The organism is Rubrivivax gelatinosus, from assembly GCF_016583785.1.
GTDB lineage: Bacteria > Pseudomonadota > Gammaproteobacteria > Burkholderiales > Burkholderiaceae_C > Rubrivivax > Rubrivivax gelatinosus_B.
The window spans coordinates 1-20,880 of the sequence record NZ_NRRU01000005.1; the positions used below are offsets into that span (position 1 = coordinate 1).

The 20,880-nt window shown below is 69.5% G+C and carries 21 protein-coding genes; 10 read left to right on the forward strand and 11 right to left on the reverse strand.

Annotated elements, in window-relative coordinates:
• The 3 genes from CKO43_RS02330 to CKO43_RS02340 all read left to right on the forward strand — a co-directional run.
• Positions 1 to 437: cyclic nucleotide-binding domain-containing protein (locus CKO43_RS02330; RefSeq protein WP_200377713.1), on the forward strand; the 437-nt coding region annotated here is incomplete at its 5' end.
• An 18-nt stretch (positions 438 to 455) separates the two neighbouring features.
• On the forward strand, positions 456 to 1,592 hold the full coding sequence (locus CKO43_RS02335) for a PilT/PilU family type 4a pilus ATPase (RefSeq protein ID WP_200226640.1): 1,137 nt from the start codon (positions 456 to 458) through the stop codon (positions 1,590 to 1,592).
• A 56-nt stretch (positions 1,593 to 1,648) separates the two neighbouring features.
• The gene (locus CKO43_RS02340; protein ID WP_200377714.1) at positions 1,649 to 2,539 is read left to right on the forward strand and encodes an NAD(P)-dependent oxidoreductase; all 891 of its coding nucleotides are present in this window, start codon (positions 1,649 to 1,651) and stop codon (positions 2,537 to 2,539) included.
• 40 nt (positions 2,540 to 2,579) lie between these two features.
• Here the strand turns inward: CKO43_RS02340 and CKO43_RS02345 are convergent, their stop codons facing one another.
• From CKO43_RS02345 to CKO43_RS02355, 3 genes are read right to left on the reverse strand one after another with little or no spacing between them, the layout of a single operon-like run.
• Positions 2,580 to 3,212 carry a BON domain-containing protein gene (locus tag CKO43_RS02345; protein WP_200226702.1) on the reverse strand — a complete coding sequence of 211 codons (633 nt, stop codon included), beginning with the start codon at positions 3,210 to 3,212 and terminating at the stop codon, positions 2,580 to 2,582.
• Between the two features lie 14 nt (positions 3,213 to 3,226).
• The gene (locus CKO43_RS02350; protein WP_200226638.1) at positions 3,227 to 3,784 is read right to left on the reverse strand and encodes an SIS domain-containing protein; all 558 of its coding nucleotides are present in this window, start codon (positions 3,782 to 3,784) and stop codon (positions 3,227 to 3,229) included.
• A gap of 51 nt (positions 3,785 to 3,835) precedes the next feature.
• Positions 3,836 to 4,222, reverse strand: a complete 387-nt coding sequence (locus CKO43_RS02355) for a YraN family protein (protein ID WP_200226637.1) — start codon at positions 4,220 to 4,222, stop codon at positions 3,836 to 3,838.
• Here CKO43_RS02355 and rsmI point away from each other — a divergent pair.
• On the forward strand, positions 4,215 to 5,114 hold the full coding sequence (gene rsmI / locus CKO43_RS02360; RefSeq protein WP_200226636.1) for a 16S rRNA (cytidine(1402)-2'-O)-methyltransferase: 900 nt from the start codon (positions 4,215 to 4,217) through the stop codon (positions 5,112 to 5,114). The genes CKO43_RS02355 and rsmI overlap by 8 nt on opposite strands.
• Positions 5,115 to 5,119: 5 nt before the next feature.
• On the opposite strand, the gene CKO43_RS02365 is transcribed toward rsmI, so the two are convergent.
• A complete protein-coding gene (locus CKO43_RS02365; RefSeq protein WP_200226635.1) occupies positions 5,120 to 5,344 on the reverse strand; it encodes a hypothetical protein in 225 nt (74 codons plus the stop codon).
• Positions 5,345 to 5,526: 182 nt separating this feature from the next.
• Here CKO43_RS02365 and tldD point away from each other — a divergent pair, with 182 nt between their 5' ends.
• From tldD to CKO43_RS02390, 5 genes are all read left to right on the forward strand, one after another.
• The gene (gene tldD / locus CKO43_RS02370; RefSeq protein ID WP_200226634.1) at positions 5,527 to 6,990 is read left to right on the forward strand and encodes a metalloprotease TldD; all 1,464 of its coding nucleotides are present in this window, start codon (positions 5,527 to 5,529) and stop codon (positions 6,988 to 6,990) included.
• Positions 6,990 to 8,192, forward strand: coding sequence for a threonine ammonia-lyase (locus CKO43_RS02375; protein WP_200226632.1), 1,203 nt, complete (start codon positions 6,990 to 6,992; stop codon positions 8,190 to 8,192). Before tldD ends, CKO43_RS02375 begins: the two co-directional genes overlap by 1 nt.
• A 202-nt stretch (positions 8,193 to 8,394) precedes the next feature.
• Positions 8,395 to 9,558: a 3-deoxy-7-phosphoheptulonate synthase gene (locus tag CKO43_RS02380; protein ID WP_200377715.1), complete on the forward strand. Its 1,164-nt coding sequence runs from the start codon at positions 8,395 to 8,397 to the stop codon at positions 9,556 to 9,558.
• 77 nt (positions 9,559 to 9,635) lie between these two features.
• On the forward strand, positions 9,636 to 9,926 hold the full coding sequence (locus CKO43_RS02385; protein ID WP_200377716.1) for an EF-hand domain-containing protein: 291 nt from the start codon (positions 9,636 to 9,638) through the stop codon (positions 9,924 to 9,926).
• A 156-nt stretch (positions 9,927 to 10,082) separates the two neighbouring features.
• Positions 10,083 to 11,441, forward strand: a complete 1,359-nt coding sequence (locus CKO43_RS02390) for an FAD-binding oxidoreductase (protein WP_242481032.1) — start codon at positions 10,083 to 10,085, stop codon at positions 11,439 to 11,441.
• A 31-nt stretch (positions 11,442 to 11,472) separates the two neighbouring features.
• Here the strand turns inward: CKO43_RS02390 and CKO43_RS02395 are convergent, their stop codons facing one another.
• The 5 genes from CKO43_RS02395 to CKO43_RS02415 all read right to left on the reverse strand — a co-directional run bounded on the left by CKO43_RS02395 (position 11,473) and on the right by CKO43_RS02415 (position 18,256).
• Positions 11,473 to 13,029 carry a SpoVR family protein gene (locus tag CKO43_RS02395; RefSeq protein WP_200226628.1) on the reverse strand — a complete coding sequence of 519 codons (1,557 nt, stop codon included), beginning with the start codon at positions 13,027 to 13,029 and terminating at the stop codon, positions 11,473 to 11,475.
• Complete coding sequence (locus CKO43_RS02400; protein WP_200226627.1) at positions 13,026 to 14,315, reverse strand: YeaH/YhbH family protein; 1,290 nt, start codon at positions 14,313 to 14,315, stop codon at positions 13,026 to 13,028. Before CKO43_RS02400 ends, CKO43_RS02395 begins: the two co-directional genes overlap by 4 nt.
• A 112-nt stretch (positions 14,316 to 14,427) precedes the next feature.
• Entirely contained in the window at positions 14,428 to 16,350 is a 1,923-nt protein-coding gene (locus CKO43_RS02405) for a PrkA family serine protein kinase (RefSeq protein ID WP_200226625.1), read from the reverse strand.
• Positions 16,351 to 16,817: 467 nt separating this feature from the next.
• Complete coding sequence (locus CKO43_RS02410; RefSeq protein WP_200377718.1) at positions 16,818 to 17,702, reverse strand: ParB/RepB/Spo0J family partition protein; 885 nt, start codon at positions 17,700 to 17,702, stop codon at positions 16,818 to 16,820.
• A gap of 11 nt (positions 17,703 to 17,713) precedes the next feature.
• Positions 17,714 to 18,256, reverse strand: a complete 543-nt coding sequence (locus tag CKO43_RS02415; RefSeq protein ID WP_200377719.1) for an RBBP9/YdeN family alpha/beta hydrolase — start codon at positions 18,254 to 18,256, stop codon at positions 17,714 to 17,716.
• 54 nt (positions 18,257 to 18,310) lie between these two features.
• Here CKO43_RS02415 and argC point away from each other — a divergent pair, with 54 nt between their 5' ends.
• The gene (gene argC / locus CKO43_RS02420) at positions 18,311 to 19,249 is read left to right on the forward strand and encodes an N-acetyl-gamma-glutamyl-phosphate reductase (RefSeq protein WP_200377720.1); all 939 of its coding nucleotides are present in this window, start codon (positions 18,311 to 18,313) and stop codon (positions 19,247 to 19,249) included.
• 52 nt (positions 19,250 to 19,301) lie between these two features.
• Here the strand turns inward: argC and CKO43_RS26280 are convergent, their stop codons facing one another.
• Positions 19,302 to 20,081 (reverse strand): GNAT family N-acetyltransferase, encoded by a 780-nt coding sequence (locus tag CKO43_RS26280; protein ID WP_200377721.1) that lies wholly within the window; start codon positions 20,079 to 20,081, stop codon positions 19,302 to 19,304.
• Positions 20,071 to 20,829: a ParA family protein gene (locus CKO43_RS02430; protein WP_200226618.1), complete on the reverse strand. Its 759-nt coding sequence runs from the start codon at positions 20,827 to 20,829 to the stop codon at positions 20,071 to 20,073. Before CKO43_RS02430 ends, CKO43_RS26280 begins: the two co-directional genes overlap by 11 nt.
• Positions 20,830 to 20,880 lie beyond the last annotated feature (51 nt).

The following is a 20,880-nucleotide window of genomic DNA, read 5'->3' on the forward strand; positions in this document are numbered from 1 at the left end:
CGGCGTTGTGGGCGGGCGGGCGGCGGCCTTTCGACGCGGAGTCGATGGCGCGGCTGGCGCCTTATCTGGGGTTCGTGCGCGTCGGTGCCGGCAAGCGCCTGATCGTCCAGGACGAGCCGGGCGAGTTCATGATCGTCGTGCTCGAGGGCATGGTGGTCGTCGAACGCCAGGGCGCGGGGGCCAACGCCCGGCTGGCCGAGGTGAGGCCGGGCGACGTGCTCGGCGAGATGTCGCTGCTGGACGCGGGGCCGCGGCTGTCACACTGCCGTACCGCCGAGCCCTGCGTGCTGGCGGTGCTCGAGACGGCGCAGCTGCTGGCGCTGATGAACGACGATGCCCACCTGGCGCTGCTGCTGCTCGCGGCGCTGGCGCGGCGGCTGTCGCTGCGGCTGCGCCAGACCAGCACGCGGCTGTCGGCCCTGCTGGGCGACGCCTGATCGATACCGGGAGAACACATGGAACGCGACCAGGCCTCGAAGTTCGTCAACGACCTGTTGAGGCTGATGATCACGCGCAGCGGCTCAGACCTGTTCCTGACGGCCGAGTTTCCGCCGGCGATCAAGGTCGACGGCAAGGTCACCAAGGTCTCGCCGCAGCCGCTGACCGGGCAGCACACGCTGCAGCTGGCGCGCGCGGTGATGAACGACAAGCAGGCCGCCGAGTTCGAGCGCACCAAGGAGTGCAACTTCGCGATCAGCCCGCAGGGCGTGGGGCGCTTCCGCGTCAACGCCTTCATGCAGCAGGGCCAGGTCGGGCTGGTGCTGCGCACGATCCCGCAGACGCTGCCGACGATCGACACGCTGGGCCTGCCGAAGGTGCTCAAGGACATCGCGATGTCCAAACGCGGCCTGGTGATCTTCGTCGGCGCCACCGGCTCGGGCAAAAGCACCTCGCTGGCGGCGATGGTGGACTGGCGCAACGAGAACTCCTACGGCCACATCATCACCGTCGAGGACCCGATCGAGTTCGTGCACCCGCACAAGAACTGCATCGTCACGCAGCGCGAGGTCGGCGTCGACACCGACGGCTGGGAGCAGGCGCTGAAGAACACGCTGCGCCAGGCGCCCGACGTGATCCTGATGGGCGAGATCCGCGACCGCGAGACCATGGAGCACGCGGTCGCGTTCTCCGAGACCGGCCACCTGTGCATGGCCACGCTGCACGCCAACAGCGCCAACCAGGCGCTGGACCGCATCATCAACTTCTTCCCCGAGGAGCGCCGCGGCCAGCTGCTGATGGACCTGTCGCTGAACCTGAAGGCGCTGGTCAGCCAGCGCCTGCTGCCGCGCGAGCAGGGGCGCGGGCGCATCGCGGCGGTGGAGATCATGCTGAACACGCCGCTGGTCTCGGACATGATCTTCAAGGGCGAGATCGGCGACATCAAGGAGCTGATGAAGCGCTCGCGCGAGCTCGGCATGCAGACCTTCGACCAGTCGCTGTTCGACCTCTACGAAGCCGGCGCCGTCACCTACGAGGACGCGCTGCGCAACGCCGACTCGCTCAACGACCTGCGGCTGCAGATCAAGCTCAACAGCAAACGCGCGCGCAACACCGACCTCGCGGCCGGCACCGAGAACATGCGCGTGATCTGAGCGCCGCCGGCGCCGGCGGCAGAATCGGCCTTCCCCAGCCGAACCGAGAGCCGCCGATGAGCAAGACCTACGACCCGACCCCGCCGCGCACCGTCGCCTTCATCGGCCTGGGCGTGATGGGCTACCCGATGGCCGGCCACCTGGCACGCGCCGGCCACCGCGTCACGGTCTACAACCGCAGTGCCGCCAAAGCCGCCGCCTGGGTCGCCGAACACGGTGGCCAGAGCGCACCGACGCCGGCCGCAGCCGCCGCCGGTGCCGAGTTCGTCTTCGCCTGCGTCGGCAACGACGACGACCTGCGTGCCGTCACCACCGGCGACGACGGCGCCTTCGCCGGCATGGCGCCGGGCGCGGTCTTCGTCGACCACACCACCGCCTCGGCCGAGGTCGCGCGCGAGCTGCACGGCGTCGCCGCGGCACGGGGCCTGCACTTCGTCGACGCCCCGGTCTCGGGCGGCCAGGCCGGCGCCGTCAACGGCGTGCTGACGGTGATGTGCGGCGGCGACGAAGCGCCGTTCGAAGCGATGAAGCCGGTGGCGCTGGCCTTCTCGCGCGCGGTCACGCGCATCGGCGCGAGCGGCGCCGGTCAGCTGGCGAAGATGGTCAACCAGGTCGCGATCGCCGGCCTGGTCCAGGGCCTGGCCGAGGCCATCGCCTTCGGCCAGCACGCCGGGCTGGACATGCCGCTGGTGCTCGACGTCATCGGCAAGGGCGCGGCGCAAAGCTGGCAGCTGGACAACCGCGGCCGCACGATGGTCGAAGGCAAGTTCGACTTCGGCTTCGCCGTCGACTGGATGCGCAAGGACCTGGGTCTGGTGCTCGACGAAGCGCGGCGCAACGGCGCACGCGTGCCGGTGACGGCGCTCGTCGACCAGTTCTACGCCGACATCCAGCAGCAGGGCGGCCGGCGCTGGGACACCTCCAGCCTGATCAAGCGGCTGGGGTGAACGTGAGCAGCGGCGGGCGACCAGCCCGCCGCCGACTGCGTCAGCGCGAGCCCGATGCGGGCGTCGAAGCCTGGGTGGCTTTCTGCAGGTTGGCCAGTTCGGCCTCGGAGATCATCTCGAAGACACGCACGACCTTGTTCACGCCCGAGACCGAACGCGCCAGGTCGGAGGCGCGCGTCGCTTCGCGTTCGGTGACGCGGCCCATCAGGTAGACGACGGCGCGTTCGGTGGTCACCTTGATCGACGGCGACTGCAGGTCCTTGGCGTCGACGAAGGTCGCCTTGACCTTGCTCGTCAGGATCGAGTCGTTGGAGCGCGAGCCCAGCGAGCTGTTGCCGGCGACGACGAGCTCGTTCGTGACCTGGCGCACGTTCTCGACGCGGCGCACCGCGTTCTCGACGCGCGCGCGGTCCTCTTCGGCCGGCACCTCGCCGGTCAGCAGCACCATGCGGTTGTAGCTGGTGACGTTGACGTGGCCGAGCGTGGCCAGGTCGCGCACCGCGGACGCGCCCTTGAGCTCGATGGCCTGGTCCTCGACCTGGGCGCCCGAGGTGCGGCGGTCGATCACCATCAGGCTGCCACCGACCATGGCGCCGCCGACGATCAGCGGCGCGCAGGCCGACAGCGAAGCAGCGGCGGCGCAGGCGGCCAGGGTCAGCGCCAGCGGGCGCATCACGAAACGAATGTTCACGGGTCCAGTTCTCCCATCAGTTGCAGGTCGATCGCGTCGCACAGGCAGTGCAGCACGAGCAGCTCGAGTTCGAGCGCGCGGCCGCCGCGGGCGTGCGGGATCGCCACCTTGACGTCGGTTTCGGCGAGCTGCCCGGCGACGGCAGCGGCCGCGGGGCCGGTGCCGGCGGTCAGGCCCGCCACGGTCATGTCCTTGTCGTGCGCGGCGGCGATGGCGGCGCTCGCGGCGACGCCATCGCCGTCGGCGGGCTCGATCCAGAACAGCACGTCGCCGGGATGGCCCAGTGCCTGGATCTGCTGCGCCGCGTCGGCACCGAGCACCATCGCCGGCAGCGGCGGGCGTTCACGTTCGTAGCTGCCGACCAGTCGCTGCGCGAAGTGCAGCGCCAGCGCCGAAGCGGCACCGCCGCCGCCGATCATCAGCTTGCCGCCGGAGGTGACGGCGCCGATCAGCGCGCCGCAGGCTTCGGCGACCGGGCGCGACAGCGTCTCGGCGGTCTGGTACTTCAGGTCGGCGCTGTCGAAGAATTGTTGCTGAATACGCTGCTCTAGCATGGCGCGGCGATCATAAGCCCCGGGTCCGGGGCGACCCCGGGGCGCGCGGGTTCAAGCGGCGTCGAACGCCGCCTGCAGCCATTCGATGCGGCCGTCCTCCAGCACGACGACGTCGAAGCGGCAGGGCGGCGGTGCGCGCCAGCGCATCAGGTAGTGCTGCGCCGCATAGATCAGGCGCGCGCGCTTGGCCGCACCGATGCTGGCGGCGGCACCGCCGAAGCCGCGTCCGGCGCGCGAGCGCACCTCGACGAAGACCAGCGTGCCGTCGCGGTCGCGCAGGATCAGGTCGACTTCGCCGCCGCGCGCGTGCGGGCCGCGTGCGACCCGATAATTGCGCTCCAGCAGTGTCAGGCCGCGCGTTTGCAGCCAGGCCAGCGCCCGAGTCTCGGCGGCATCGCCGAGCGCCTTCGTCCCCTGCCCGCCCGCGCCCTTGAACATCACGCCCTCCGCGCTGCTCGCAGCGGCCGCCGCCGCCGCCGGCGGCCAGCAGTTCCCGCCCGGCGCACTCTACGTCGTCGCCACGCCGATCGGCAATCTCGCCGACCTGACGCTGCGTGCGGTGCACGTGCTTGCCCGCGCCGACGCGGTCGCCTGCGAGGACACGCGTGTCGGCGCGCAACTGCTGCGCCACCTGGGGCTGGACAAGCCGCTGGTCGCGCTGCACGCCCACAACGAACACGACGCGAGCGCAGGCCTGCTGTCGCGCCTGGCGGCCGGGCAGGCCGTGGCCTACGTCAGCGACGCCGGCACGCCGGCGGTTTCGGACCCGGGTGCGGTGCTGGTCGCGGCCGCGGCTGCGGCCGGCCACAAGGTGGTGCCGGTGCCGGGCGCGAGCAGCGCGGTGGCGGCGCTGAGCGTCGCCGGCGACACCGTCGGCACGGGTTTCGAGTTCGTCGGTTTCCTGGCGTCGCGCGGCGGCGAACGGCGCGAGGCGCTCGCCGCCAGCCTGGCCAAGCACACGACGCAGGTGCTGTTCGAAGCCCCGCACCGCATCGAGGCGCTGGCCCAGGCGCTGGCCGAAGGCGCGCCCGAGCGCCGGGTCACGCTGTGCCGCGAGCTGACCAAGCAGTTCGAGACCGTCGCGACGATGGCGGCGGCCGAGCTGCCCGGCTGGCTGGCGGCGGATGCGAACCGCGTGCGGGGGGAGTTCGTGCTGGTGCTGCATGCGCTGGCGACCGTGGCCGAAGAAGCGCTGCCGGCGGCGGCGCTGCATGCACTGGAGGTGTTGATGCGCGAGCTGCCGCTGAAGCAGGCCGTCGCGCTCGCCGCCGAGATCAGCGGCGCGCCGCGCAACGCGCTGTACCAGGAGGCCTTGGCGCGGCGCGGCTGAAGGTCTTACTTCGCGACCGCTTCCGAAGCTGCGGCAGCCGGCGTGGCGGCCTTGGCCTTGGTGGCCTTGTGCTTGGCGGCATGCTTGGCCGGCTTGGCAGGGGCGGAGGCGGTGGCGGCAGCCGGTTCCGGGGTCGCGGCGGGCGCGGCCGGGGCAGCGGTCTGGGCGAACGCACCGGCGGCGGCAAGCGTCAGACCGGCAGCAGCAAGCAGGGTGCGAATCGAGGTCATTCAGTGTTCCTTTGAGGTTCGCGGTGGGCCAACATGGCCTCCGCCCTCAGAACAACGCGCCGGCCCAGACCGCTGCGCACCGCAGTTTGGTTACTGGGCCGTAAAGAAACGTGAAGCGCCATCGGCCCGCGAGGGGGTACGGGGCGACTTCTACAATTTCCCCATCCACGACAAGGCAGCCGATGATCACTCGCGAACCCACCCTCGAACGCCTGGCGATCGCGCAGTCCTCGCTGCTCGAACCCGCCGGCATCAGCGAAACGACGCTGGCGCGTGCGCTGGCGACGATCCGCGAGCACCGCGTCGACGACGCCGACCTGTACTTCCAGACCACGCGCCACGAAGGCTGGAGCCTGGAGGAAGGCATCGTCAAGGGCGGCAGCTTCAGCATCGACCAGGGTGTCGGCGTGCGCGCCGTCGCCGGCGAGAAGACCGCCTTCGCCTACAGCGACGACCTGTCCGAAGCCGCGCTGCTGGACGCCGCACGCACCGTGCGCACGATCGCCGCGGCCGGCCAGAACAAACGCGTCAAGCTCGCGCGCGCGCCGCGCATCGCCGTCAGCCGCGCGCTGTATGCGCCGATGGACCCGATCGCGACGCTGGACAGCGCGCAGAAGGTGGCGCTGCTCGAACGCATCGAGAAGCTGGCGCGTGCCAAGGACCCGCGGGTCGTCCAGGTGATGGCCGGCCTGGCGGCCGAGTACGACCTGATCTTCGTCGCACGCGCCGACGGCACACGCGCCGCCGACGTGCGCCCGCTGGTGCGGCTGTCGATCACCGTGATCGCCGAACAGGACGGCCGGCGCGAAGTCGGCAGCGGCGGCGGCGGCGGGCGTTTCGGCCTGGGCTACTTCAGCGACAAGGTGCTGGAGGAGTACGCGCAGCAGGCGGTCAACGCTGCGCTGACCAACCTCGAGAGCCGGCCGGTGCCGGCCGGCGAAATGACCGTCGTGCTCGGCCCGGGCTGGCCCGGCGTGCTGCTGCACGAGGCCGTCGGCCACGGGCTGGAGGGCGACTTCAACCGCAAGGGTTCGAGCGCGTTCTCGGGCCGGCTGGGCCAGCGTGTCGCCGCCGCTGGCGTCACCGTGCTCGACGACGGCACTCTGCCCGACCGCCGCGGCTCGCTCAACGTCGACGACGAAGGCGTGGCCTCGCAGCGCAACGTGCTGATCGAGGACGGCATCCTCGTCGGCTACATCCAGGACAGCCTGAACGCGCGCCTGATGGGCGTGAAGCCCACCGGCAACGGCCGCCGCGAAAGCTACGCCCACCTGCCGATGCCGCGCATGACCAACACCTACATGCTGGCCGGCGACAAGACGCGCGACGAGATCGTCGCGTCGATGAAGCGCGGCCTGTATGCGACCAACTTCGGCGGCGGCCAGGTCGACATCACCAGCGGCAAGTTCGTGTTCTCGGCGAGCGAGGCCTTCTGGGTCGAGAAGGGCAAGATCCAGTACCCGGTCAAGGGCGCGACCATCATCGGCAGCGGGCCGGAGGCGCTCAAGCGCGTCAGCATGATCGGCAACGACCTCGAACTCGACACCGGCGTCGGCACCTGCGGCAAGGAAGGCCAGAGCGTGCCGGTAGGCGTGGGCCAGCCGACGCTGCGCATCGAACGCCTGACCGTCGGGGGTACCGCCTGATGGCCGCCGTCGAATACGCCGACATCGAAGCCGCCGCCGGCCGCCTGGCCGGCCACGTGCTGGACACGCCCTGCGTCGAGAGCCGCACGATCGGCCAGATCATCGGCGCGCAGGTCTTCCTGAAGTTCGAGAACCTGCAGTTCACCGCTTCGTTCAAGGAACGCGGTGCGCTGAACAAGCTGCTGGCGCTGGCCAAACAAGGCGTCGCCGGCGTCGTCGCCGCGTCCGCCGGCAACCACGCGCAAGGCGTCGCGCACCACGCGCAGCGCCTGGGGCTGCGCGCCGTCATCGTGATGCCGGTGCACACGCCGACGGTGAAGGTCGAGCGCACGCTGGGTTTCGGTGCCGAAGTGGTGCTGCACGGCGAGAGCTTCGACGAGGCGCGCGATCGTGCGCTGGCGATCGCCGAAGAGCAGAAGCTGGCTTTCGTGCACCCCTTCGACGACCCGCTGGTCATCGCCGGCCAGGGCACGATAGGCCTGGAGATGCTGCGCGCCCAGCCCGAGCTGGACACGCTGGTGATCGCCGTCGGCGGCGGCGGGCTGATCAGCGGCATCGCCACCGCGGTGCGCGCCGTGCGTCCTGACATCCGCATCATCGGCGTGCAGACCGCGCGTTTCCCAGCGATGGTCAACGCGGTCAAGGGAACGCAGCACCCGCAGGGGCTGACGACGATCGCCGAAGGCATCGCCGTCGGCCAGCCGGGCGAGATCACGCGTGCGCTGATCGCCGAGCGTGTCGACGACCTGGTGCTGGTCGACGAAGGCGACATCGAGCAGGCGATCGTGATGCTGCTCGAGATCGAGAAGACGCTGGTCGAAGGCGCCGGCGCCGCCGGGCTGGCGGCGCTGCTGAAGGAGCCCGAGCGCTACGCCGGGCGCAAGGTCGGCCTGGTGCTCTGCGGCGGCAACATCGACCCGATGCTGCTGTCGGCCATCATCGGCCGCGGCATGGTGCGCGCCGGGCGCCTGGCGCGCATCCGCGTCGGCGCACGCGACACGCCGGGCGTGCTGGCCAAGATCACCTCGGTCGTCGCCCAGGCCGGCGCCAACATCGACGAGGTCCACCACCAGCGTGCGTTCTCGACGCTGTCGGCGCAGAACGTCGAGGTCGAGCTGGTGCTGCAGACACGCAACCCGCGCCATGTCGCCGACGTCGTCGCTGCGTTGCAAACGGCCGGTTTCGGCGCCCAGGCTTACTGAGGCGTCAGCGCAGCGTCAAAACAGGCGTGCTACATTCGACCCCGATGCGTTCCTTCGCCTATTTCTTTGCGTTCTTCTGGTTCTCGCCCCGTCCGGCGGCTGGAGAGGCAAACGCGTAGACGCAACGCACCCGAACCCAGAAAACCGCCGGCAGCCCCGGCGGTTTTTTTTCGCCCGCACCCGATCCACAGGAAGCACCGTCATGAGCCCGAAATCCGCCGCAGCCGCCGAAGGGCGCTACGCGCTGAGCGAGAAGACCAGCCAGACCGACGACCAGCGCATCCGCGACGTCACGCCGCTGCCGCCGCCGGACCACCTGATCCGCTTCTTCCCGATCGCCGGCACGCCGGTCGAGACCCTGGTTTCGGGCACGCGGCAGAAGATCCGCGACATCATGGCCGGCCACGACGACCGGCTGCTGGTCATCGTCGGCCCGTGTTCGATCCACGACCCGGCCGCGGCGCTTGAGTACGCACGGCGCCTGCGTGTCGAACGCGAGCGCCACGCAGGCGAGCTCGAGATCGTGATGCGCGTCTATTTCGAGAAACCGCGCACCACGGTCGGCTGGAAGGGCCTGATCAACGACCCCTACCTCGACGAGAGCTTCCGTATAGACGAAGGCCTGCGCATCGCGCGCCAGCTGCTCGTCGACATCAACCGCCAGGGCGTGCCGGCGGCCAGCGAGTTCCTCGACGTGATCTCGCCGCAGTACATCGGCGACCTGATCGCCTGGGGCGCGATCGGCGCGCGCACGACCGAAAGCCAGGTGCACCGCGAACTGGCTTCGGGACTGTCGGCGCCGGTGGGCTTCAAGAACGGCACCGACGGCAACATCAAGATCGCGACCGACGCGATCCAGGCCGCGGCGCGGCCGCACCACTTCCTGTCGGTGCACAAGAACGGCCAGGTGGCGATCGTCGAGACCCGCGGCAACAAGGACTGCCACGTCATCCTGCGCGGCGGCAAGGCGCCGAACTACGACGCCGCCAGCGTCGCCGCGGCCTGCGCCGAGATCGAGGCGAGCAAGCTGCCGTGCCGGCTGATGATCGACGCCAGCCACGCCAACAGCAGCAAGCAGCACCAGCGCCAGATCGAGGTGATGCGCGACGTCGGCGCCCAGCTCGCCGCCGGCAACCGCTGCATCTTCGGCGTCATGGTCGAGAGCCACCTGAAGGCCGGCGCGCAGAAGTTCAGCGCCGGCAAGGACCGGGCGGCGGCGCTGGATTACGGCGTCAGCATCACCGACGCCTGCATCGGCTGGGACGATTCGGTCGGCGTGCTCGACGGTCTGGCCGCAGCCGTGAAGGCGCGCCGCGCTCGGCTTGCCGCCGGGCATCAGCCGGCGCCGGCGGTGCAGGCTCTCTGAGCGGATGTGAGCGTTTGCTCTCTCGTCACCAGGCGCCGCGCTTGCCGGTGCCCGGGACCGCAGCCCGAGGAGCAGCCGTGAAACCCAGCCTCTTGCCGCTGCAGCGCGCCGTCGTCGGCGCGCTGCTGGGCGCCGCGGCCGCCGTCGTGGCGGCCCAGGACAGCCCGCACCCGCCGGCCGACCCGGTGCGTGCCGCCTACGACCGCGCCGACACCGACCGCGACGGCAGGCTCTCGCGCGCCGAAGCGGCGCGGCTGCCGACCGTCGGCAGCAAGTTCGAGCAATACGACGAGAACCGCGACGGTTACCTGAGCTTCGAGGAATACCGCACCGGCTTCCCGGTGACGGTCAGCCGGCCTGGCGCCTGAGGCGCTCGCTGCGTCGGCTGACTTCGCCGCCGCTCCTAGAATGCCGGGCCCATGGTTTTGTGGCCGCGGCCCCGCGCCACGCACGAGGAGAAGGCCGTGAGCGCCCTGACCCACGATGGCGCGGCAAGCGCGCCGCGCAGGCCCCTGCCCGAGGCGATGAGCGTCGCGCTGCAGGCCTTGTTCGGCCCGCGCCTGAGCAGCGCCGAAGCCGTGCGGCTGCAGCACGGCCGCGACGAGTCGCCGTTTCCGACGACACCGCCCGACGCCGTGGTGTTCTGCGAAACCACAGAGGAAGTGGCGGCTGTCGTCCGGCTGGCTGCCGAGCACCGCGTGCCGGTGATCCCCTACGGAGCCGGTTCCTCGCTCGAAGGCCAGCTGCTGGCGGTGCAGGGCGGCGTCAGCATCGACCTGTCGCGCATGACGCGCATCCTGCGCATCGCCGCCGAAGACCTGACGGCGACGGTCCAGGCCGGCGTCACGCGCGAGCAGCTGAACGCCGAGCTGCGTTCGCTGGGCCTGTTCTTCCCGGTCGATCCGGGCGCCAACGCGTCGATCGGTGGCATGGCCGCGACACGCGCCAGCGGCACGAACGCGGTGCGCTACGGCACGATGCGCGAGAACGTGCTCGCGCTCACGGTCGTCACCGGCCGCGGCGAGGTCGTGCGCACCGGCACACGGGCGCGCAAGTCGGCCGCGGGCTACGACCTGACGCGGCTGTTCGTCGGCAGCGAAGGCACGCTGGGCGTGATGACCGAGATCACCGTGCGCCTGTATCCGCTGCCCGAGGCGGTGAGCGCGGCGGTCTGCCACTTCGCCGACGTCGCCTCGGCGGTGCGGGCGACGATCCAGACGATCCAGCTCGGCGTGCCGATCGCACGCTGCGAGCTGCTGGACGTGAACGCGGTGCGCGCCGTCAACCGCCAGTCGGGGCTGGCGCTGCGCGAGGCGCCGATGCTGCTGATGGAGTTCCACGGCAGCCCCGCGGGCGTGAAGGAGCAGGCCGAGGCGGTGCAGGCGATTGCCGCCGAACTCGGCGGCGAGGACTTCGAGTGGGCGAGCACGCCCGAAGAACGCAGCCGGCTGTGGGCGGCGCGCCACCGCGCCTACTTCGCCGGCCTGCAGCAGCATCCCGGCACACGCTCGGTGACGACCGACACCTGCGTACCGATCTCGCACCTGGCCGAGATCGTCGAAGCCTCGGTCGCCGACGCCGAGGCCTCGGGCCTGCCCTACTACATCGTCGGCCACGTCGGCGACGGCAACTTCCACCTCGCCTATCTGGTGAAGGACGGCGACGCGGCCGAGCGTGCGACGGCCGAAGCGATGAGCGAACGCATGGTGCGGCTCGCGATCGCGCTCGAAGGCAGCTGCAGCGGCGAACACGGCATCGGCCTGCACAAGATCGGCTTTCTCGAGGAGGAAGCCGGGCCCGGCGGTATCGCGCTGATGCGCGCGATCAAGCAGGCGCTGGACCCGCTGGACATCCTGAACCCGGGCAAGATCTTCCTGCGCTGAGCACCCGCGCGACAGGCCCGGCGCACCGGGTTCAGGCCGGCGCGGTGACGCTCCAGCGTTTGGTGACGTCGCTGCGCCCGTTGACGCTCTCCAGGTGCACCGCAAAACCCCAGAGCCGGGCGACGTGTTTCAGGACCTCGTTCGCGCTCTCGTGCAGCGGCCGGTCGTTGTGCTGGAAGTGGCGCAGCGTCAACGAACGGTCGCCGCGCAGGTTGACGTTCCAGACCTGGATGTTGGGCTCGCGCGTGCCCAGGTCGTACTGGTGCGAGAGGGATTCGCGCACGCGCCGGTAGCCGGCTTCGTCGTGGATCGCGCTGATCTCGAGTTCGTTCTGCTTCTCGTCGTCGAGGATGGTGAACAGCCGCAGGTCGCGCATCAGCTTGGGGCTCAGGTACTGGCCGACGAAGCTCTCGTCCTTGAAGTTGCGCATCGCCTGGTCGAGCGCCGGCAGCCAGGGCGTGCCGGCGATCTCGGGGAACCACTGGCGGTCCTCGTCTGTCGGCTTCTCGCAGATGCGCTGGATGTCGTTGTACATCGCGAAGCCGAGCGCGTACGGGTTGATGCCGCTGTAGGCGCGGTGGCCGACCGGCGGTTGGTAGATGACGTTGGTGTGCGACTTCAGCCACTCGATCATCACGCCGTCGGTCAGGTAGCCGTCGTCGTACATCTGGTTGAGCAGCTTGTAGTGCCAGAAGGTGGCCCAGCCTTCGTTCATCACCTGGGTCTGGCGCTGCGGATAGAAGTACTGGGCGACCTTGCGCACGATGCGCACGATCTCGCGCTGCCAGGGTTCGAGCAGCGGCGCGTTCTTCTCGATGAAGTACAGCAGGTTCTCCTGCGGCTCTTCGGGGAAACGTTTGTTCTCGGCCGCCGGCGAGTCCTTCTCGGCGCGCCGCGGCAGCGTGCGCCACAGGTCGTTGACCTGCTGCTGCACGTAGGCCTCGCGGTCCAGGCGCTCGGCCAGTTCCTGCGCCAGCGACTTGCGGCTGGGCCGGCGGTAGCGGTCGACGCCGTGATTGGCGAGCGCGTGGCAGCTGTCGAGAAAGGTCTCGACCGCGTCCAGGCCGTGTTTCTCCTCGCACTTGGCGACATAGTCCTTGGCGTAGACCAGGTAGTCGATGATCGACGACGCGTCGGTCCACATCCGGAACAGGTAGTTGCCCTTGAAGAAGCTGTTGTGGCCGTAGGCGGCATGGGCGATGACGAGCGCCTGCATCGCCATCGTGTTCTCCTCCATCAGGTAGCTGATGCAGGGGTTGGAGTTGATGACGATCTCGTAGGCCAGGCCCATGTGGCCGCGCTTGTAGTTCTTCTCGGTGGAGATGAACTCCTTGCCGTAGCTCCAGTGGCGGTAGTTCACCGGCATGCCGACCGACGCGTAGGCGTCCATCATCTGCTCGGCGGTGATGATCTCGAGCTGGTTCGGGTAGGTGTCCAGGCCGAAACGCGCCGCGGTCGCGCGGATGATCGCGTGGTACTTGTCGACCAGCTCGAAGGACCAGTCGCTAGGCCCCGGCAGCGCCTCGCCCGGGCGTTCGGCGATCGGGATCGGCTCGGTGAGCAGCGTGCGTGCGCTTGCGTGTCTCATGCCGCCTGCGCCCCTTCCTTCTTGAACAGGTCGCGGAAGACCGGGTAGATCTGGTCGGCGCTGGTGGCCTTGCGCATCGCGAAGTGGCGGTTGGCGGCCTGCAGCTGGGTGTATTCCTCCCAGAGGTTCTGCTCTTCCTCGGCCACCTGGACGTAGGCGTAGTAGCGCACCAGCGGCAGCAGCTTGTCGCCCAGCAGCTCGCGGCAGCGGCCGCTGTCGTGGTGCCAGTTGTCGCCGTCGCTGGCCTGGGCGCCGTAGATGTTCCACTCGCTCGGGCTGTAGCGCGCGCGGATGATCTCTTCCATCAGCACCAGCGCGCTCGACACCACGGTGCCGCCGGTCTCGCGGGCGTGGAAGAAGTCGTGTTCGTCGACCTCCTGCGCCTGCGTGTGGTGGCGGATGAAGACGAGTTCGATCTTGTCGTAGTGCCGCGTCAGGAAGAGGTAGAGCAGGATGAAGAAACGCTTGGACAGCTCCTTGCGCGCCTCGTCCATCGACCCCGAGACGTCCATCAGGCAGAACATCACCGCCTTGCTGGTCGGCACCGGCACGCGCACGCGGTTGCGAAAGCGCAGGTCAATCGGATCCAGGTAGGGGATGCGCTCGATCCTGGCGCGCAACAGCGCGATCTCCTCCTCGAGCGCCTTGATCTCGCCTTCGCCGGCCAGATCCCCGGGCTGGACTTCAGCTTTCAGCGTCGCCAGCCGCTCCTCGAGTTCGCGCAGACCACGCCGCGAGGCCGCGCCGATCGCGATGCGCCGGCCGATCGCCCCGCGCATCGAGCGCACGACGTGCAGGTTGTTCGGCGTGCCGTCGTTGGTGAAGCCGGCGCGGTGGCTCTTCCACTCGGGCACCTCGGCGAGCTGGGTGCGCACCAGGTGCGGCAGCGCCAGGTCCTCGAAGAAGACCTGCATGAACTCTTCCTTGGACAGCGCGAAGACGAAGTCGTCCTCGCCTTCGCCCTGGTCGCTGGCCTGGCCGCTGCCCGACCCGCCACCCGCGCCGCCGCCCTTCGGACGTTCGATGCGGTCGCCGCGGATGTACTCCTGGTTGCCCGGATGCACGATCTCGCGCACCCCGCCCTGGCCGTGGCCGAACACCGGCTCGGACAGGTCCTTCTTCGGGATGTGGATCTCCTCGCCGCGTTCGATGTCGCGGATGCCGCGGCCGTCGATCGCACGTTTGACCGCCTCGCGGATCTGGTCCTTGTGGCGGCGCAGGAAACGCTCGCGGTTGCCGATCGACTTGTTCTTGCCGGCGAGCCTGCGGTCAATGATTTGCTGCATCCTCGGCCTCAGCCTATGCGATCAAGCTTCCCGCCGCGGATCCGGCTTCGCCGGGCCGCAGGCGGACGGCCCCCTTGGGGGGTAGCGAGCGAAAGCGAGCTCGGGGGCACCATCAGCTACTCTTTCTGACGCGCAGGTACCACTCGCACAGCAGCCGCACCTGCTTGGGCGTGTAGCCCTTGGCGACCATGCGGGTGACGAAGTCCTCGTGCTTCTTGGCTTCGTCGGCGCTGGCCTTGGCGTTGAAGCTGATGACCGGCAGCAACTCCTCGGTGTTCGAGAACATCTTCTTCTCGATCACGGTGCGCAGCTTCTCGTAGCTGGTCCAGACCGGGTTCTTGCCCTGGTTGTTGGCGCGCGCACGCAGCACGAAGTTGACGATCTCGTTGCGGAAGTCCTTCGGGTTGGCGATGCCGGCGGGTTTCTCGATCTTCTCGAGTTCGCCGTTGAGCGCGGCGCGGTCGAAGACCTCGCCGGTGTCGGTGTCGCGGTACTCGTGGTCCTGGATCCAGTAGTCGGCGTAGGTGACGTAGCGGTCGAAGATGTTCTGACCGTATTCGGAGTAGCTCTCCAGGTACGCGGTCTGGATCTCCTTGCCGATGAACTCGGCGTACTTCGGCGCCAGCAGTTCCTTGATGAATCCGGTGTACTTCTGCTCGAACTCGGCCGGGAACTGCTCGCGCTCGATCTGCTGCTCCAGCACGTACATCAGGTGCACCGGGTTGGCGGCAACTTCGGTGCTGTCGAAGTTGAAGACCTTGGACAGGATCTTGTAGGCGAAGCGCGTCGAGACGCCGCTCATGCCTTCGTCGACGCCGGCGTAGTCGCGGTACTCCTGGTAGCTCTTGGCGCGCGGGTCGGTGTCCTTCAGGTTCTCGCCGTCGTAGACCAGCATCTTGCTGAACAGCGACGAGTTCTCGGGCTCCTTCAGCCGCGTGAGGATGGCGAACTGGCTCATCATCTTCAGCGTGCCGGGCGCGCAGGTGGCCTGGGCCAGCGACGAGTTGCGCAGCAGCTTCTCGTAGATCTTGACCTCTTCGCTGACGCGCAGGCAGTACGGCACCTTGACGATGTAGATGCGGTCGAGGAAAGCCTCGTTGTTCTTGTTGTTGCGGAAGGCCTTCCACTCGCTCTCGTTGCTGTGCGCGAGAACGACGCCGTCGAAGGGGATCGCGCCGAAACCTTCGGTGCCCTTGAAGTTGCCTTCCTGGGTGGCCGTCAGCAGCGGGTGCAGCACCTTGATCGGCGCCTTGAACATCTCGACGAACTCGAGCAAACCCTGGTTGGACAGGCACAGGCCGCCGGAATAGCTGTAGGCGTCGGGGTCGTCCTGGGAGTAGGTCTCGAGCCGGCGGATGTCGACCTTGCCGACCAGCGAGCTGATGTCCTGGTTGTTCTCGTCGCCCGGCTCGGTCTTGCTGATGCCGACCTGGCGCAGGATGGACGGGAAGCGCTTGACGACCTTGAAGCGGCGGATGTCGCCGCCGAACTCCTCCAGCCGCTTCACCGCCCACGGGCTCATGATGCGGTTCAGGTAGCGGCGCGGGATGCCGAACTCGCTCTCGAGGATGGGGCCGTCCTCGTCGGGGTCGAACAGGCCCAGCGGCGACTCGTTCACCGGCGAGCCCTTGATCGCGTAGAACGGCACCTCCTGCATCAGCTGCTTCAGGCGCTCGGCGATCGAGCTCTTGCCGCCGCCGACGGGGCCCAGCAGATACAGGATCTGCTTCTTCTCCTCCAGCCCCTGCGCCGCGTGCCGGAAGTAGGACACGACCTGCTCGATCGCGTCTTCCATGCCGTAGAACTCGGCGAAGGCCGGGTAGACCTTGATGATCTTGTTGGCGAAGATGCGCGACAGCCGCGTGTCGTTGCGGGTGTCGATGCTCGTCGGCTCACCGATCGCGCGGAGCATGCGCTCGGCGGCGGTGGCATAGGCCAGCGGGTTGCGCTTGCACTCCGCGAGGTAGTCCTCGAGCGACAGCTCCTCCGCACTGAGGCGTTCGTAGCGCGCCTTCAGGTTGCCGATCACGTCCATGCGATCTCCTGGTCGGGTAGCGGCACGGGCGGCGGGGTCGTGTGCGATCCCATCCGTCTGCGCCTGGGAAGTTCTGATGAAGTCCCGGCTGTACGGGCCCAGGCTCCATCAGAGCTTTCCGTCTCTCGCCAGTGGTGCATGACCACCGTCTCGGCAGGCAGGTCCATCCTGCCCGTGGCTGGCAACGTTTTCCACCGGGTTTGGCCTGTCATCGACCGCCTGTTCCGAGGAATCCGTCTCACCCCTGCATTGCAAGAGATGTGCCCTGCCGGCGCTGCCGACGCCGCGCTGCGTTTTCGGCTGCGTCGGCCGTGCCGGATTGCACGCCACCCGCCAACCACGCACCGATGATGCGACGACGGCGATAAGCCTGTCGGGGCATCGGCCTTCGGACTGGGGGGCGGTAAGGGTATGCGGGCCGTTGCCGGCCGGCGACGACGCACCGGCCGGGTGCGCCGTGGAGCGCGCTACTCCTCGGCCAGGCCGAGGCGTTCCAGCAGGCCGCCCAGCTCGTCGAGCGAACCGAAGCTGATCGTGATGTCACCCGCCTGGCGCTTGCCGCGCGCACGCACGCGGATCTCGACACTGGCCGAGAGCGCGTCGGCCAGGCGTTCCTCCAGCCGCACGATGTCGCGCGACTTGGCCGGCGCCGCCTTCGCGCGCTCGGCCGATTCGGGCTGCGACTGGCGCTGCACCAGCTTCTCGGCTTCGCGCACGCTCAGCTTGCGCGAGCTGATCTCGTGCGCTGCCATGACCTGAGGCGCCGCTTCCAGCGCCAGCAGGGCGCGGGCATGACCCATGTCAAGATCGCCCGCCAGCAGCATCTGCTGCACCGGCGGCGCCAGGTTCAGCAGGCGCAGCAGGTTGCTCGCCGCGCTGCGCGAGCGGCCGACGGCCTGCGCCGCCTGCTCGTGCGTCAGCCCGAACTCGTGGATCAGGCGCTGCAGGCCCTGGGCTTCTTCGAGCGCATTCAGGTCTTCGCGCTGGATGTTCTCGATCAGCGCCATCACCGCGGCAGCTTCGTCGGGAACGGGCTTGACCAGCACCGGCACCGTGTCCAGGCCCGCGAGGCGGGCGGCGCGGAAACGGCGCTCGCCGGCGATGATCTCCCAGCGCCCCGGGCCGACCGGGCGCACGAGGATGGGTTGCATCACGCCCTGGCTCTTGATGCTCTCGGCGAGCTCGTAGAGCGAGCCCTCGTCCATGCGCGTGCGCGGCTGGTAGCGGCCGGGCTCGAGCTGGTCGAGGCGCAGCGTGCTCGGCTGGCCGTCGCCGGCCGGTGCATCGGAGACTTTGGGGCCAAGCAGCGCTTCGAGGCCCAGGCCCAGCCCCTTCGGTTTTTTTGTCGCCATGGTGGTGATTGTCACCGAGCGGCGAGTGCAGCCAGCCGAGCGACACCCTCGGGCCAGTCGCCCAGGCCCGATTCGGCGTTCAGATGGCCGCGGGCACCCAGGCTTTCGGCCACAGCGCCCCAGTCGGCGGCGAGCCCGCGCGAAGCCTCGGGCGTGGCGAAGGGATCGTCGTCGCTGTAGAGCACCCGCGCCGGAAACGGCAAGGCTTGCCGCAAGGCCGGCCGCCAGCGCGCGACCGGCAGCGGCGTTTCGTCGCGCTCCAGGTCGGGCGGCGCGACCAGCAGGGCGCCGGCGATGCGCGCCGTGTGCCGCGAATGCGCCGCCCAGGCGCTGACGAGATGGCAGCCCAGGCTGTGCGCCGCCAGCCGCACCGGCCCCGGTGCCGCCAGCACCGCGTCCTCCAGCTGCGCCATCCAGTCGCCGCGCAGCGGCCATTCCCAGTCCGACTGCTGCACACGCACGAAGCCGTGCAGCGCCTCCCAGCGGCTCTGCCAGTGCTGCGGGCCCGATCCCAGCCAGCCCGGCAGCACCAGCACACGTTCATCCAAGGTCATCGCCTTGCCTTATCCTCGCCCGTTCACTCCATGGATTGTGCGCGAGAGGCAGAGATGACATACACGGTCTACGTCGACGGGCAGGAAGGCACGACGGGCCTGCGTATCCACGAATACCTGGCGGGCCGCGGCGACGTCGAGCTGCTGAAGATCGCGCCCGACCTGCGCAAGGACGCCGCCGAACGCGCGCGCCTGCTCAACGCCGCCGACGTCGCCTTCCTCTGCCTGCCCGACGCCGCCGCGCGCGAAGCGGTGGCGCTGGTGAACAACCCCGACACCTGCGTCATCGACGCCAGCACCGCGCACCGTACCGCGCCGGGCTGGACCTACGGCTTCCCCGAGCTGGCGCCGGGCCAGCGCGACGCGCTGCGCAGCGCCAAACGCATCACCAACCCCGGCTGCCACGCCACCGCCTTCGTCGCGCTGCTTCGCCCGCTGCTCGACGCCGGCCTGGTGCCGGCCGCGCTGCCGGTCAGCGCGACGTCGATCACCGGTTACTCCGGCGGCGGCAAGAAGATGATCGAGCAGTACGAGGCCGGCGGGAACCCGGAACTCGCTGCGCCGCGCCCCTATGCGCTGGGCCTGGCGCACAAGCACCTGCCTGAGATGAAGGCACACACCGGGCTGGCTGCGGCGCCGCTGTTCGTGCCCGTCGTCGGCCCGTTCTACAAGGGCCTGGCGCTGTCGGTGCCGCTGCACCTGTCCCAGCTGCCGGGCGTGACGCCCGAGGCCATCCAGGCCGCCTACGAGGCGCACTACGCCGGCGAACGTTTCATCCGCGTGCTGCCGCTGCGCGACAGCGCGACGCTGGAACACGGTTTCCTCGATGTGCAGGCCAACAACGAGAGCAACCGCATCGACATCCTCGTCTTCGCCAACGGCGAGCAGCTGCTGCTGGTCGCGCGCCTGGACAACCTTGGCAAGGGCGCCAGCGGCGCCGCGGTGCAGGCGATGAACCTGCATCTGGGCCTGGACGAAGGCCTCGGTCTCTAGGCCGACCACGCCCGCCCGTGCAACGGCGCCCCGCGGGGCGCCGTTCTCGTTTTCAGACCCCGGGCGCCTGCCGGTAGTGGTAGGCGAAGGCGTCGGCAAAACCGAGCCGGCGGTAGATCGCACGTGCCGGCAGGTTGTCGGCCTCGACCTGCAGGTAGCCGACGCGTGCACCCTGCCCCATGGCCAGCCCCAGCAGCCGCCGGCACAGCCGTGACGCATGGCCCTGGCCGCGTGCGGCCGGCGCGCTGAAGACGTCGTACAGCCCCGCGAACTCGGCTTCGACCGCGACCTGGCCGCAGGCGACGATGGCGCCGTCGGCCTGGCGCACCAGCGCCAGCGCGCTGTACGGCACCGGGGAGCCCGCGAGGCGCTGGGCCTGGGCGATGCGCTGCGACGCCGGCGAACCCCGCAGCTCACCGATCGCTTCGGCAAAATCTTCGGCGGCCAGCCTGTTCCACGTGAAACCATCCGGCGCAGGCGCCTCGGCCTCGTGCACCAGCTCCGGCGCCAAAGCCGGCGCCAGCATCACCCGGGTGTCGTCCAGGCTGGCCCAGCCACGCGCCGCCAGATCCGCATCCAGCGACGGCGGCTGGGTATACGGTGTGATGCGCACGAACATCGGCAGCCCGGCGTCGCGATACACCGCGGCGGCGAGCGCGATGCGTTCGTCCAGCGCCAGCCGGCCTTCGGCGACGGCGTTGATGCAGCGTGCACGTTTGGCCTTGCCCGGCGAGTAGCGCACGAGCCAGCCGTCCAGCCAGCGCTGCTCGCGCGGCGCTGCGGCGTTCAGCCCGGCGTCCTCGGCGCGGGCCGCCAGCGTCTCAGCCGACACGCAGCACCATCTCGCGCGCAAACTCGACGAAAGCCTGTGCGCCCTTGCTGGCCGGGTCGAAGGTGACGCCCGGCTGGCCGTAGCTCGGCGCCTCTGCCAGGCGCACGTTGCGCGGGATCACCGTGTTGAACACCTTGTCGCCGAAGTGCGCCTTCAGCTGCTCGGCCACCTGCTGCTGCAGCGTGATGCGCGGGTCGAACATCACACGCAGCAGGCCGATCAGCTTCAGCTCCGGGTTCAGGTTGGCGTGCACCTGCTTGATCGTGTTGACCAGGTCGGACAGGCCTTCGAGCGCGAAGTACTCGCACTGCATCGGCACGACGACACCGTGTGCGGCGCACAAGCCGTTCAGCGTCAGCAGGCTGAGCGAGGGCGGGCAGTCGATCAGCACGAAGTCGTAGTCGGCTTCGGCCGCGGCCAGCGCCAGCTTCAGCCGGCGCTCACGGCGCTCCAGCTTCACCAGCTCAACTTCGGCTCCGGCCAGCTCGCGGTTCGCGCCGAGCACATCGTAGTCGGCGACGCTGCGCTGGCGCGCTTCGGCGACGCTGGCGCTTTCCAGCAGCACGTCGTAGACCGACAGCGCCAAGGCTCGCTTGTCGACGCCCGAGCCCATGGTCGCGTTGCCCTGCGGGTCCAGATCGACGACGAGCACACGTTGGCCCACCTGGGCCAGGCCGGCGGCGAGGTTGACGGTGGTCGTCGTCTTGCCGACGCCGCCTTTCTGGTTCGCGATACAGAAGATGCGCATGCTCGACGCGACTAAGCGCGCTTCGAAGAGGTTCGTGAATGACCGGTCGGC